We start from the raw sequence: 14,035 nt of genomic DNA on the forward strand, positions 1-14,035 counted from the left end.
ATTGATAACTATTGCCCGCTTTTCATCGGAGAATTTTCCAAATGATATGGCGCTTTATCCGCCTGCTTGCCACATGGAGCGCGCTCGCTGTCAGCCCATTGGCCATGGCCCAGCCTGCGGGTGCGCTTGGCGATGATTTTGTCTACCGCATCCGGTCCGGGGATACGCTGATTGATTTGGCTAATCTCTACACGCGCAATAGTGCAAACTGGACGATACTGCAAAGCCACAACTCGGTCAGCGACCCCCTGCGCTTGGTGATAGGCTCGGAGTTGCGGATTCCTTTTGCATTGATTCCCGAAATCCCGGCGCCAACGACTGCAATGCACGTTAGCGGCCAGGCGCAGGTCGACGGTGTTCCTCTGCGCGCAGGGATGTCGATCAACGAAGGCGCCACCGTAACAACCGCATCCGATGGGTTTGTTACCTTGCAGCTATCGGATGGCACCAAAATCACGCTGCCCAGAGGGAGCGCGACGCAATTGGAACGTCTGCGCCAATTCGAAGGAGCCGCGCTGACTGACTCGATCTTGCACGTAGAGCAAGGCGAAGTCGATTCACACGTTGCGCCGTCAGGCCAAGGGGTGGGACGGTTCGAGATCCGCACGCCCGTCGCTGTCATGGGTGTGCGAGGCACCCGTTTTCGAGTGCAAACAGCAGACCAAGGCGCACGCAGCGAGGTCCTGGAAGGCAGCGTCCGCGTAAAGACATCGTCTGCATCGAGTCAGCCCGTCGCGCTGTCCTCGGGCTATGGTGCGGCCATTGGCGCCAACGGCGCCCTTAATGTCCAGCCGCTCTTGCCCGCTCCCCAGCTTGGTCCCGCCCAACGTACGGGCTCCGGCCTATGGACGGCTCCGTTTTCTCCCGTGCCGGGAGCCGTCGCCTATTTGGTGCAGGTTTCACGTGACCCGGAAGGTCTGGAGTTAACGTCGTCAGAGCGATTTGATAGCGCCGATATCCGCTTTGCCGCACGGCGTCCGGGGACTCACTACGTGGCAGTGCGCGCGATCGATGCGACAGGATTGGGCGGGCGCGATGCCTATCTCGCATTTGAGGGCGCCAACGCGCTCATGTCCGGCTCGGAGCAGCCGATCATGCTGAGCGACGGTGGTGTGGTCACACTGACCGACTATTGAACGCCTGAGCGACGCTCGAATCATGCCGATCAATACAGTAGCTAGCCGGCTCGAGCGCTCATACTTACGCCTGTTGCTCGGCGTCTCATTGGTGGCGTTTACGGCGCTGCTGGGCTGGCTCAATGGATTGGGCCGCCTCGATCAGCTGATCTACGACCGCGCTATTTCGCTGATCAATCGCCCCGCTCCAACCGATGTATTGATCGTCACGATTGACGACAGCGCGATCAATACCTTGGGGCGCTGGCCTTGGCCGCGCTCCTTACATGCCATGTTGCTGGAGCGCCTGCAGACTGCGCGTGCGGTGGGTTTGGATATCGTTTTTTCCGAATCCAACGTACAGCGCACCGAAGACGACCGACTGTTGATCGACGCCGTCCAAAGACATGGGCGTGTTGTATTGCCGATCGTCCTGGATAACCTTGACCGTCCTACACGCGCGGAGCTGCCTCTGGCCTCGCTGGCCCAGGCTGCCGCCGGCTTGGGCTATATCAATGTCGATCCCGATGATGATGGCGTTCTCAGGCGCACCACGTGGGCACGCAACACCGGAAATCTGCCGTGGCATCAATTTGCGCTGGCCATGTTGGAGGTGGGCGGCGACGCACCACAGGTGCACCGCTTCTTGACGCAATTACCGCCTGACGCCACGACGTTGATTCCGTATGCAGGTCCGCCAGGACATTTTCAATCCGTCTCGTATCTGGCGCTCTTGCGCGGCCAGGTTCCACCAGACGCGATAAAGGATAAGTACGTCATCGTCGGCGCCTGGGCGACAGGCCTGGGGGATGTCTTTCCGTCGCCGGTATCGCACAACACCAGCGGCATACAGGGCGTAGAGGTCATCGCCAACCTGCTGTACGCGGCCCGGCAAGGTTCCATATTGGTGCCGGCTCAAACCTGGCAAACCGCCCTGGCTGGCGCCATTCCCGTGTTACTGCTGTGCCTGGCACTGCCCAGACTGTCGCCTCGTCAGGCGCTCCTGTGCAGTGCCGCCCTGCTCGGCGCAATCCTGGTCGGAACCATCGCCATCCTGTCTTTCTGGAACATATGGATCCCGCCCACTGCAGCACTGCTCGGCGTCGCGCTCAGCTATCCGATATGGAGCTGGCGTAGCCAGGAGGCGGCGCTGCGCTATATGAGCCGAGAAATGAAGCGGCTGCGCGTCGAATATCCTCCTGTACTCGATGAAACGACTCATTCCTTCGAGCACCGTATCGGACGTTCGCTGGATCATCATGTCCATGAGCTCGACCGGACGCTGACTCACGTACGTAACTTGCGCCGTTTTGTCGAAGACGGTCTGGACGGCATGCCCGACGCGACGATGGTGATCGACAAAAAAGGCCGGCTGCAATACAAGAACCGCCCCGCCGATATGTATTTTCTGCAGCTCGGGATCCGGCTGCCCCGTATCGGACAGACTATCGCGCCAGCCCTCGAGCAGGCGTTTACCGCCCCTGCAACGCGCCAAACCGTGCGCCAGGCATTGCAGCCTCCCGCCGACGGCGATCAAACCCCTGACGCAACAAAAGAAACCGAAACAGCGGCGACTCGCACAAGCGTCGAAGTCCGCGATCGCGCAGAACATGATCTATTGATCCGCTGCTCTCCCATCCGTACGGCGCAAGGCGCTTACGCCGGTATGGTTGTCACGCTGAGCGACATCAGCGCTGTGCGCCAGGCCGAGCGTCAGCGTGAGGAAACGCTGCGATTTATCTCACACGATATGCGAGCCCCTCAAAACTCCATTTTGGCGCTCGTAGAGCTCGCGACAAGATCGCAGCAGACTGGATCCGGGACCGTCGATTCTCACGTCGAGCATACAAGGCTGCGGCCGACCGCGCTGGTACACGATAGCCAGCTGCATGCGGCAGATCACCCGCCTGCCCAAACGCTAACTCGCATCGCGCATCTGGCCAACCGTACGCTAAGACTGGTGGATGACTTTATTCAGCTTAATCGCGCTGAATCCATGAGCATTGCTCGCGATCGGCTGGATCTCGCGGCCATGCTGCACGAGATTTCCGATGATTTCTGGGCCGCAGCGCAAGCCCGCGCCATGACCTTGGACGTTCAGTCATCGGTGCCCGTCGCCCTGGCGTATGGCGACTCGGCACTTATTCTGCGCGCGCTGAGCAATCTGCTCGACAATGCCATCAAATATAGTGCCGACAACAGCACGATCCATGTGCGTCTATCGCCCGATGTGGACACGTGGGCCATTGACATTCAAGACACCGGCCCGGGCATTGCGGTCGAAGACCAGGCACATCTGTTTGAACCTTTTTTCCGCACGAAAACGGTACAAGACTCCAACACGGAAGGTTCGGGACTCGGCTTGGCTTTTGTGCATGCGGTCGCACAGCGCCATGGCGGCAGTGTTACCTTGCATAGTGAGCTGGGCGTGGGCTCACGATTTACGTTCCGTGTGCCTGTCGGGACCGTCAGCGAAACAGATGCGTAATCACCGCAGGCTTGCCTGCTGTCACGACGAGCGTCGTGTTGTAGGGCGGCTGTGCACTGTTGCGTATCGTGACCGCGTATTTGCCCGGACGCAACATGACGGTTTTTAGCGGCGGGGTGACGCCGTGTGATACCCCATCGATCAGGATCTCGCCCCAGGGCCGTACATTAATGCTCACCCGCACGGGAGCTGGCGCCTTGCGCTCCGGTTTTACCGTAGTCTCTACTGGCGCCGGCGGTGTGACGGATGCCGTGGTGGTGGTATTGGATTCATCGCCCTCTTCCTCACTAGACCGTACCAGGAACGTTGGCGCCAAGTCAGGCGGTTGTGCTATCCGCAGGCGGGATTCAGCGTTGGACGGCTCTGACACAAGCACGCGTTCGCCGCTCTCAACCGACTGTGATTGAGGCCCCGGTGCCGGTTGCGCGGCAGACGACGTGGTTTTCGCATCCGAACCACTTACCGCCAGTTCTGAATGCGTGATGACGGGCTCTGGCCCACCGGACAACCGTCCCCACCAATACACGGCCACGCCCAACGTAGCAATACCCAATAGCACCGCCTGGATGACGGTTCGCAACGAAAGTCCGCGCGCAGGTCCACTCGCGTCAGCCTGGGCAGACGACGGCAGCGGTACAACCGTTTCTGCAGCGGGCTCCAGTGGTTGCACCAACCTAGGCAAGGCCAGAAGTTCGGCGTAGGCCTGCATGGTTTGCGGCCGATCCGCCGGATTGATCGCCAGCCCTGCATCGATGGCTCGCAGAAAAGTGTCTGAGTATTTGCTGAGCCCCAGTGTCTGCAAAGGCTGATGTGTGTCGGCAACGCGGCGTTCGGCTGCTGGAGGCGGCTGTTGGCCTGCCACCAGCGAATAAGCGACCGCGCTCAATGCATAGACGTCTGTCCAGGGGCCTCGCGGCCAATCAGGGGATTCGGTATACAGCTCGAACGGGGCATAGCCCGGCGTCAGCGTTCGAGGCCGTGGCGACGGTCCATTCTCTGCCGAGAGTGCCATTAAATGCGCTCGACCCGATTCGTCCAATCCGACCGAATGCACAGAAATGTCTCCGCAGATCCGACCAGCTCGATGCAATGCCTCGAGTTCAGGAATCAGCTCGGCAATAATGCGTTGAATACGTCCTTGGGGGACCCCGCCCGCAATCGTGGCTGCGATCGCGCTCAGCGGTCGATGTGCAAGTGGCGCGGCGCCGGCAAAGGGCCCGCGCGGTGTCGAAAAACCCGCAGAGGAAAGCATGGATGCACTAAACGAGAAAGACGATCCTGTATAACAACATATCGTTGCCAACCTTTACCTGCCCCGCCGGACACATGGGCGGACCCAGGGCGTTACGTTTTATAACGCCAATTATCAGTTAAAAGCACTTTTTGTGCATGATGGCGCGCGCTATTAACGCATACAGCGGATATTATCCGAGCATCCTGCCGGTAGCATTTCATAATCGATACGCCCGGAACAGGATGTGACGTTCCCTTTACACCGGCATAGGCTTAATCGTTCATGAAGACTCGTGCTTTCTTGCCCATTTCGCTTTGCATCCTGGCCCTTCTTGGCGGTTGTGCCGGGATGGGAAAACTCAGTGAAGGTCCTCCTTCGCAGGCCGCTCAAGATGCGTTAGCGCAGGTTCAACAACAGTACTCCGCAGGCCAATACGGCACCGTCATCCGTACCGTAGCGACTTCCGACGATATTGCGACGGCGCCTAAATCATTACGCATTGAGGCGTATAAATTACAGGCCTTCAGTTATTGTGTACGCAATTATGCCCAGCTTTGCGAAGAAACTTTCGTACGAATTTTGCAAATAGATTCAGATTTCACGCTGGCTCCGAATGAAGCCGGTCATCCGCAATGGGGCCCCGTCTTTACGTCAGCCCAAGCTCGGTTCAACAAGTAATTTGACCGCGTAAAAGCAAAAACGGCCGCTGATCATTCAGCGGCCGTTTTTGCTTGAGCGCCGGCAGGCATTTAACCTGCTGACGCTCGCTGGTACCAAATTCCCCCTTAGACGGCGGAGTTCTCGTCACCAGCACCTGACTGCGGTGCATCGGAAGCATCGCCCGACGCGCCCACCTCAGCGGCAACCGGCGCATCCTCGAAGGGATTCGCCTGCTGCCGTGCGGCTTCGCGCTCGGCGGCTTCGAGAGCTTCCTTGTCCTTGCGGGCAATGTGGTAAGCCAGACCCGTACCTGCGGGGATCAGACGGCCAACAATGACGTTTTCCTTCAGACCGCGCAGATCGTCGCGTTTGCCCATGATGGCGGCTTCGGTCAGAACACGCGTGGTTTCCTGGAACGATGCAGCCGAAATGAACGAATCCGTCGACAGCGAGGCTTTGGTGATACCCAGCAGCACGTTGTCATACGTAGCCGGACGCTTGTCTTCGGCGGTGACGCGGTCATTCTCGTTCAAGAGCTCGGAACGCTCGACTTGCTCGCCCGGGATGAACTCGGTGTCGCCCGCATCAACGATGTTCACACGGCGCAGCATCTGACGAACAATCACTTCGATGTGCTTGTCGTTGATCTTCACGCCCTGCAGACGGTAAACGTCCTGCACTTCGTCGACGATGTAAGTCGCCAGCTTTTCGATACCCTGCAGACGCAGAATGTCGTGCGGATCGGCCGGGCCGTCGACGATCATTTCGCCCTTGTTCACCACCTGGCCGTCGTGCACCAGCACCTGTTTTTCCTTCGGAATCAGGAACTCGTGGCTGACGCCTTCCAGGTCGGTAATGACCAGACGCTGCTTGCCCTTGGTATCTTTACCGAACGACACGGTACCCGTGACATCGGCCAACATACCAGCATCCTTGGGTGAACGAGCTTCGAAGAGCTCGGCCACACGCGGCAGACCGCCGGTAATGTCACGAGTCTTTTGCGATTCCTGGGGAATACGCGCCAGCACTTCACCCACGGCAACCTGCTGACCGTCACGCACGGTGATCAGCGCGCCCACGGGGAACGAAATGTTCACCGAGTGATCGGTACCCGCGATCTTGACGTCTTCGCCATTGTCGTTGACCAGCTTGATCTGCGGACGCATGACGACTTTGCCGCCGCGCGTCTTGGGCGTGATCACAACCAGCGTGGACAGACCTGTGATTTCGTCGACCTGCTTGGCAACGGTAACGCCTTCTTCGATGTTCTCGAAGCGCACGGCACCGCCGTACTCGGACACGATCGGACGCGTCAGAGGATCCCACGTCGCCAGACGGGTACCAGCCTTGACAGCTTCGCCATCACCCACCAATACGGTTGCACCGTACGGGATCTTGTGACGTTCGCGCTCGCGACCGTTGTCGTCGTAAATCGCCAATTCGCCGGAACGCGAGATCGCCACACGCTCGCCCTTGGCGTTGGTGACGTAACGCATGGTGCTGGCGAAACCGACTTTACCGTTAGACTTGGTTTCGACGGCGCTGGCCAGGGCCGAACGCGATGCCGCACCACCGATGTGGAACGTACGCATCGTGAGCTGCGTGCCCGGTTCACCGATGGACTGAGCAGCGATAACGCCCACTGCCTCGCCCACGTTGACGTGCGAACCACGGCCCAGATCGCGGCCGTAGCAGTGCGCGCACAGACCGTGACGCGTTTCGCAGGTCAGCGGCGTGCGGACCTTGACTTCGTCCACACCGATACGATCGATCAGATCGACCAGGTCTTCGTCCAGCAGCGTGCCTGCCGTGATCGCGGTTTCCTGCGTGTCGGGGTTGACCACGTCAATCGCGGCAACACGCCCCAGGATACGATCGCGCAACGGTTCGATGACTTCACCGCCCTCGACCAACGCTTTCATCGAATAGCCTTGGCTGGTGCCGCAATCTTCTTCGGTGATCACCAGATCCTGCGTCACGTCGACCAGACGGCGAGTCAGGTAACCCGAGTTTGCCGTCTTCAGTGCGGTATCGGCCAAGCCTTTACGTGCACCGTGAGTCGAGATGAAGTACTGCAGAACGTTCAGACCTTCGCGGAAGTTCGCAGTAATCGGCGTTTCGATAATCGAACCGTCCGGCTTGGCCATCAGGCCGCGCATCCCTGCCAACTGGCGAATCTGGGCTGCCGAACCGCGAGCGCCCGAGTCGGCCATCATGTAGATCGAGTTGAAGGATTCCTGGCGGACTTCTTCGCCGTGACGGTTGATCACGGGTTCGGTAGCCAGTTGCTCCATCATCGCCTTGCCGACCTTGTCGCTGGCCTTGCCCCAGATGTCCACAACGTTGTTGTAGCGCTCTTGGGACGTCACCAGACCCGACGAGTACTGCTTGTCGATCTCTTTGACTTCGCGGCTCGCTTCGGCCAGGATGCCTTCCTTGGCCTTGGGGATCAACATGTCGCCCATGGCGATGGAAATACCGCCGCGCGTAGCCAGGCGGAAACCCGATTGCATCAGCTTGTCGGCAAAGATCACCGTGTCGCGCAGGCCGCAACGGCGGAACGACTGGTTGATCAGGCGCGAGATTTCTTTCTTCTTCAGTGCCTTGTTCAGCACCGTGAAGGGCAGACCCTTGGGCAGGATTTCCGACAACAGTGCGCGGCCGACCGTCGTTTCGTGACGGCGCACGACCGGTTGGAATTGGCCTTGGTCATCACGTTCGTGTTCGACCAGGCGCACCGTGATACGCGTCTGCAATTCGACTTCGCCGTTATCGTAGGCACGTTGGACTTCGGCCACGTCGGTAAAGAAGATGCCTTCGCCCTTGCCGTTGATACGCTCGCGGGTCGTGTAGTACAGACCCAACACGATATCCTGCGACGGCACGATCGACGGTTCGCCGTTAGCCGGGAACAGCACGTTGTTCGAAGCCAGCATGAGCGTGCGCGCTTCGAGCTGGGCTTCCAGCGACAGCGGCACGTGAACAGCCATCTGGTCACCGTCAAAGTCAGCGTTGAACGCCGCGCAGACCAACGGGTGCAATTGGATAGCCTTGCCTTCGATCAGCACGGGCTCGAACGCCTGAATACCCAAACGGTGCAGCGTCGGCGCACGGTTGAGCATGACCGGGTGTTCGCGAATGACTTCTTCGAGGATGTCCCACACCACGGGTTCTTGGCTTTCGACCAATTTCTTGGCAGCCTTGATGGTCGTGGCCAGGCCCATCATCTCCAGACGATTGAAGATGAAGGGTTTGAACAGCTCCAATGCCATCAGCTTGGGCAGACCGCATTGATGCAGCTTGAGTTGCGGACCCACCACGATGACCGAACGGCCCGAGTAGTCGACGCGCTTACCCAACAGGTTTTGACGGAAGCGACCGCTCTTACCCTTGATCATGTCGGCCAGCGACTTCAGCTGGCGCTTGTTGGCGCCGGTCATGGCCTTGCCGCGACGGCCGTTATCGAGCAGCGAGTCGACGGCCTCTTGCAGCATGCGCTTTTCGTTGCGCAGGATGATTTCCGGAGCCTTCAGCTCGAGCAAACGCTTCAGACGGTTGTTGCGGTTGATGACGCGGCGGTACAGATCATTCAGATCCGAGGTCGCGAAACGGCCGCCGTCCAGCGGCACCAGCGGACGCAGATCCGGCGGCAGCACCGGCAAGACCTCCATGACCATCCATTCGGCTTTGATGCCGGACTTCTGGAAGCCCTCGAGGACCTTCAGACGCTTGGAGATCTTTTTGATCTTGGCTTCGGAGCTGGTGGCCTTCAGTTCGCCGCGCAACGTTTCGACTTCGCGATCGATATCGATGGTGCGCAGCAGTTCGCGCACAGCTTCCGCACCCATCAGGGCGCTGAAGTCATCACCGTATTCTTCGGTCTTGGCCAGGAAGTCATCGTCCGACATGATCTGACCGCGCTTGAGCGGCGTCATGCCAGGTTCGATCACGCACCAGGCTTCGAAATACAGCACGCGTTCGATGTCGCGCAGCGTCATGTCGAGCACCATACCCAGGCGCGACGGCAGGCTCTTCAGGAACCAGATGTGCGCAACCGGGCTGGCCAGCTCGATGTGACCCATGCGCTCACGGCGCACTTTGGCCACGGTGACTTCGACGCCGCACTTTTCGCAGATGACGCCGCGATGCTTCAGACGCTTGTACTTGCCGCACAAGCATTCGTAGTCTTTGATCGGGCCAAAGATCTTCGAGCAGAACAGGCCATCGCGCTCAGGCTTGAACGTACGATAGTTGATCGTTTCGGGCTTACGGACTTCGCCGTAAGACCACGAACGGATTTTCTCGGGCGACGCGATGCCGATCTTGATGGCATCAAACTGCTCGTCTTGCGAGACTTGCTTGAATAGGTCGAGTAGCGCTTTCATTAGTTACGCTCCAAATCCATGTCCAGGGCCAACGAGCGGATTTCCTTGACCAGCACGTTGAACGATTCCGGCATACCGGCATCGATGACGTGATCGCCCTTGACGATGTTTTCGTATACCTTGGTGCGGCCCGTGATGTCGTCGGACTTCACCGTCAGCATTTCTTGCAGGGTGTAGGCGGCGCCGTATGCTTCCAGCGCCCACACTTCCATTTCCCCGAAACGCTGGCCACCGAACTGCGCCTTACCACCCAGCGGCTGCTGAGTCACCAGCGAGTACGGGCCGGTCGAACGCGCGTGCATCTTGTCGTCGACCAAGTGGTGCAGCTTCAGGTAGTGCATGTAGCCCACCGTCACCGGACGCTCGAATTGCTCACCGGTACGGCCGTCGAACAGCCATGCCTGAGTGCGCGAATCCGTCAGCTTCATGCGTTTGGCAACCTCATCGGGGTACGCCAATTCCAGCATCGTGGTGATTTCTTCCTCGGTGGCGCCGTCAAACACCGGCGTCGCGAACGGCACGCCGTTCTTGAGGTTGCGCGCCAACTCCATGATTTCGTCGTCGGTCAAGGTGTCGAGGTGTGCGCTGGTACCGGTGGTGTTGTACACCTTGTCCAGGTATTCACGCACGTTCTGCACCTGAGCCGTACGCTCGTCACGCAGCATGTCGGCAATGCGATGCCCCACGCCCTTGGCAGCCCAGCCCAAGTGAACCTCGAGCACCTGCCCGACGTTCATCCGGGACGGCACGCCCAGCGGGTTCAGCACGATGTCGGCAGGCGTACCGTCGGCCATGTGCGGCATGTCTTCGACCGGGGTGATACGCGAGACCACACCCTTGTTACCGTGACGGCCGGCCATCTTGTCGCCAGGCTGCAGACGACGCTTGACGGCCAGGTAAACCTTGATCATCTTGAGCACGCCCGGGGGCAGCTCGTCGCCTTGCGTGAGCTTCTTGCGCTTTTCTTCGAAAGCCAGATCGAATTGATGGCGCTTTTGCTCGAGCGATTCTTTGGCCTGCTCCAGCACGACAGCGTGAGGCTCGTCGGCCAGACGGATGTCGAACCACTGCCAACGGTCCAGATCAGCCAAGTATTCCTTGGTGATGGTGGCGCCCTTGGCGAGCTTGCGCGGACCGCCGTTGACGGTCTTGCCGATCAACAGCTTTTCGATACGGTCGAACTGGTCGTTTTCAACGATGCGCAGCTGGTCGTTCAGGTCTTGGCGATAACGGCGCAATTCATCATCGATGATGGACTGGGCGCGCTTGTCGCGCACGATGCCTTCACGCGTAAACACCTGGACGTCGATCACCGTGCCGACCATGCCCGAGGGCACGCGCAGCGAGGTGTCTTTCACGTCGGACGCTTTTTCACCAAAGATGGCGCGCAGCAGTTTTTCTTCCGGCGTCAGTTGGGTCTCGCCCTTGGGCGTGACTTTACCGACCAGCACGTCATCGGCCGTGACTTCGGCGCCGATGTAAACGATGCCGGAATCATCCAGGCGATTCAGCTGGGTTTCGGCCAGGTTGCTGATGTCGCGGGTGATTTCCTCAGGTCCGAGCTTGGTGTCACGCGCAACAACCGTCAATTCCTCGATGTGGACCGAGGTGTAGCGATCGTCTGCCACGACCTTTTCGGAGATCAAGATCGAGTCTTCGAAGTTGTAGCCGTTCCAGGGCATGAACGCGATCAGCATGTTCTGACCCAGGGCCAATTCGCCCAGATCGGTCGATGCGCCGTCAGCCAGCACGTCACCCTTGGCAACCTTGTCGCCTCGAGCCACGATGGGACGCTGGTTGATGTTGGTGTTCTGGTTGGAACGGGTGTACTTGATCAGGTTGTAGATGTCGACACCGACTTCGCCAACGACGTTTTCGTCGTCGTTGACGCGAATCACGACACGCTCGGCGTCAACGTGGTCAACCACGCCGCCACGCAGGGCCTGCACGGTCGTGCCCGAGTCGACAGCCACCGTACGCTCGATCCCGGTACCCACCACGGGTTTTTCGGGACGCAAGCAAGGCACGGCCTGACGTTGCATGTTGGCGCCCATCAGTGCACGGTTGGCGTCATCATGCTCCAGGAACGGAATCAACGATGCGGCGACCGACACGATCTGCGACGGCGCAACGTCCATGTAGTGCACGTTGGCAGGAGCCGTCAACATGGTTTCGCCTGCTTCGCGGCAAGCCACCAAGTCATCGATGAAGCGGCCTTCGTCATCCAGCGCGGCGTTAGCCTGCGCGATCACGTAGTTGCTTTCTTCGATGGCGGACAAGTAGTCGATCTGGTCGCTGACCTTGCCGTCGATGATCTTGCGATAAGGCGTTTCCAGGAAGCCGTACTCGTTCAGACGAGCGTACAGCGCCATGGAATTGATCAGACCGATGTTCGGGCCTTCAGGCGTTTCGATCGGGCAGACACGACCATAGTGCGTGGGGTGCACGTCACGGACTTCGAAGCCCGCGCGCTCGCGCGTCAGACCGCCCGGGCCCAGAGCGGAAACACGACGCTTGTGCGTGATTTCCGACAGGGGGTTGGTCTGGTCCATGAACTGCGACAGCTGGCTCGAACCGAAGAACTCCTTGATGGCGGCCGAGATCGGCTTGGAGTTGATCAGGTCGTGCGGCATCAGGTTTTCGGTCTCGGCCTGGCCCAGACGTTCCTTGACGGCACGCTCGACACGCACCAGACCGGCGCGGAATTGGTTTTCGGCCAATTCGCCGACGCAACGCACACGGCGGTTGCCCAAGTGATCGATGTCATCGATCTGGCCACGGCCGTTACGCAACTCAACCAACACCTTGATGGTTTCAAGAATGTCTTCGTTGGTCAGCGTCATGGGACCGGTGATGTCCTCGCCACGGCCCAGACGGCTGTTGACCTTCATACGGCCAACGCGCGACAGGTCGTAGGTTTCTTCGCTGTAGAACAGGCGCTGGAACAAGGCCTCGACGGCGTCCTCGGTAGGAGGCTCGCCAGGACGCATCATACGGTAGATGGCCACGCGGGCAGCCATCTGGTCGGCAGTTTCGTCGGTGCGCAGCGTTTGCGAGATGTACGGGCCACGATCCAGGTCGTTGGTGTACAACGCCTGGAAATCCAGCACGTTGGCCGCACGCAGTGCGCTCAGCACGCTTTCGGTGATCTCGTCGTTGGCATGTGCCACGATCTCGCCGGTGTCGGCGTCAACGATGTTCTTGGCCAGTACGCGGCCATACAGAAACTCTTCGGGCACGGAAATGCGCTGGATGCCGGCGGCAGCCATATCGCGCAGATGCTTGGCATTGATGCGCTTGTCTTTCTCGACGATCACGGTGCCGTCACGGCTCGTGATATCGAAGCGCGCCATCTCGCCTTTCCAACGCTCGGGCACGAACTCAATCATGCCGCCTTCGCTCTTCAACTCGAAATTGTCAAAGTCGAAGAAGTGCGCCAGGATCGATTCCGGCGTCATGCCGATGGCCTTGAGCAAAATCGTCACGGGCATCTTGCGGCGACGGTCGACGCGGAAGAACAGGATGTCCTTCGGATCGAATTCGAAGTCGAGCCAGGAGCCGCGGTAAGGAATCACGCGGGCCGAGAACAGCAACTTGCCGGAGCTGTGGGTCTTGCCGCGATCATGTTCGAAGAACACGCCAGGCGAACGGTGCAGCTGCGAAACGATGACACGCTCGGTGCCGTTGATGACGAAAGAACCCGTGCCCGTCATGAGCGGAATTTCGCCCATGTAGACTTCTTGTTCTTTGACTTCCTTGATCGTTGGTTTGCTGACTTCGCGATCCAGCAGCACCAGGCGTACCTTGGCACGCAACGGCGAAGCGTAGGTCAAACCGCGCTGTTGGCATTCCTTGACGTCGAACACCGGCTCGCCCAGCACATAGCTGACGAATTCCAAGCGCGCCATTCCGTTATGGCTGACAATCGGGAAAATCGACGAGAACGCCGCCTGCAGGCCGTCGTTGTCTCGCTCAGAGGGAACGGTGTCCGCCTGCAGAAAAGTTAGGTAGGATTGAAGCTGAGTCGCCAGCAGAAAGGGAACGTTTTGAACGTCTTCACGCTTAGCGAAGCTTTTGCGGATGCGCTTTTTTTCGGTGTACGAGTAAGGCATGAGCACTCCGACTCGAGGGGTTGCATGGGCCGTCAACCACG

At 59.3% G+C, this 14,035-nt stretch carries 6 protein-coding genes; 3 read left to right on the forward strand and 3 right to left on the reverse strand.

Annotated elements, in window-relative coordinates; all coding sequences use genetic code 11:
• The first annotated feature begins 41 nt into the window (after window positions 1-41).
• Entirely contained in the window at window positions 42-1,136 is a 1,095-nt protein-coding gene (locus CAL20_RS00415; protein WP_094823938.1) for a FecR domain-containing protein, read from the forward strand.
• A 22-nt stretch (window positions 1,137-1,158) separates the two neighbouring features.
• Window positions 1,159-3,603 carry a CHASE2 domain-containing protein gene (locus tag CAL20_RS00420; RefSeq protein WP_094823939.1) on the forward strand — a complete coding sequence of 815 codons (2,445 nt, stop codon included), beginning with the start codon at window positions 1,159-1,161 and terminating at the stop codon, window positions 3,601-3,603.
• Here the strand turns inward: CAL20_RS00420 and CAL20_RS00425 are convergent.
• Entirely contained in the window at window positions 3,584-4,855 is a 1,272-nt protein-coding gene (locus CAL20_RS00425) for a hypothetical protein (RefSeq protein WP_094823940.1), read from the reverse strand. The two genes, CAL20_RS00420 and CAL20_RS00425, sit on opposite strands and share 20 nt — an antisense overlap.
• Before the next feature lie 264 nt (window positions 4,856-5,119).
• Between CAL20_RS00425 and CAL20_RS00430 the strand changes: the two genes are divergently transcribed.
• The gene (locus CAL20_RS00430) at window positions 5,120-5,515 is read left to right on the forward strand and encodes a TssQ family T6SS-associated lipoprotein (protein ID WP_094823941.1); all 396 of its coding nucleotides are present in this window, start codon (window positions 5,120-5,122) and stop codon (window positions 5,513-5,515) included.
• A gap of 107 nt (window positions 5,516-5,622) precedes the next feature.
• Here CAL20_RS00430 and rpoC read toward each other — a convergent pair whose 3' ends face one another.
• Both rpoC and rpoB read right to left on the reverse strand, forming a co-directional pair.
• Entirely contained in the window at window positions 5,623-9,882 is a 4,260-nt protein-coding gene (gene rpoC / locus CAL20_RS00435; protein WP_094823942.1) for a DNA-directed RNA polymerase subunit beta', read from the reverse strand.
• Window positions 9,882-13,994, reverse strand: coding sequence for a DNA-directed RNA polymerase subunit beta (gene rpoB, locus CAL20_RS00440; protein WP_094823943.1), 4,113 nt, complete (start codon window positions 13,992-13,994; stop codon window positions 9,882-9,884). Before rpoB ends, rpoC begins: the two co-directional genes overlap by 1 nt.
• Window positions 13,995-14,035: the final 41 nt, after the last annotated feature.

This window comes from Bordetella genomosp. 4 (assembly GCF_002261185.1).
In the GTDB taxonomy this organism is placed as follows: domain Bacteria; phylum Pseudomonadota; class Gammaproteobacteria; order Burkholderiales; family Burkholderiaceae_B; genus Bordetella_A.

Bases quoted from the DNA above. Each gene is read 5' to 3' on its own strand.
- CAL20_RS00415 (WP_094823938.1), top strand. From the start codon at position 42: ATGATATGGCGCTTTATCCGCCTGCTTGCCACATGGAGCGCGCTCGCT.
- CAL20_RS00420 (WP_094823939.1), top strand. From the start codon at position 1,159: ATGCCGATCAATACAGTAGCTAGCCGGCTCGAGCGCTCATACTTACGC.
- CAL20_RS00425 (WP_094823940.1), bottom strand. From the start codon at position 4,855: ATGCTTTCCTCTGCGGGTTTTTCGACACCGCGCGGGCCCTTTGCCGGC.
- CAL20_RS00430 (WP_094823941.1), top strand. From the start codon at position 5,120: ATGAAGACTCGTGCTTTCTTGCCCATTTCGCTTTGCATCCTGGCCCTT.
- rpoC (WP_094823942.1), bottom strand. From the start codon at position 9,882: ATGAAAGCGCTACTCGACCTATTCAAGCAAGTCTCGCAAGACGAGCAG.
- rpoB (WP_094823943.1), bottom strand. From the start codon at position 13,994: ATGCCTTACTCGTACACCGAAAAAAAGCGCATCCGCAAAAGCTTCGCT.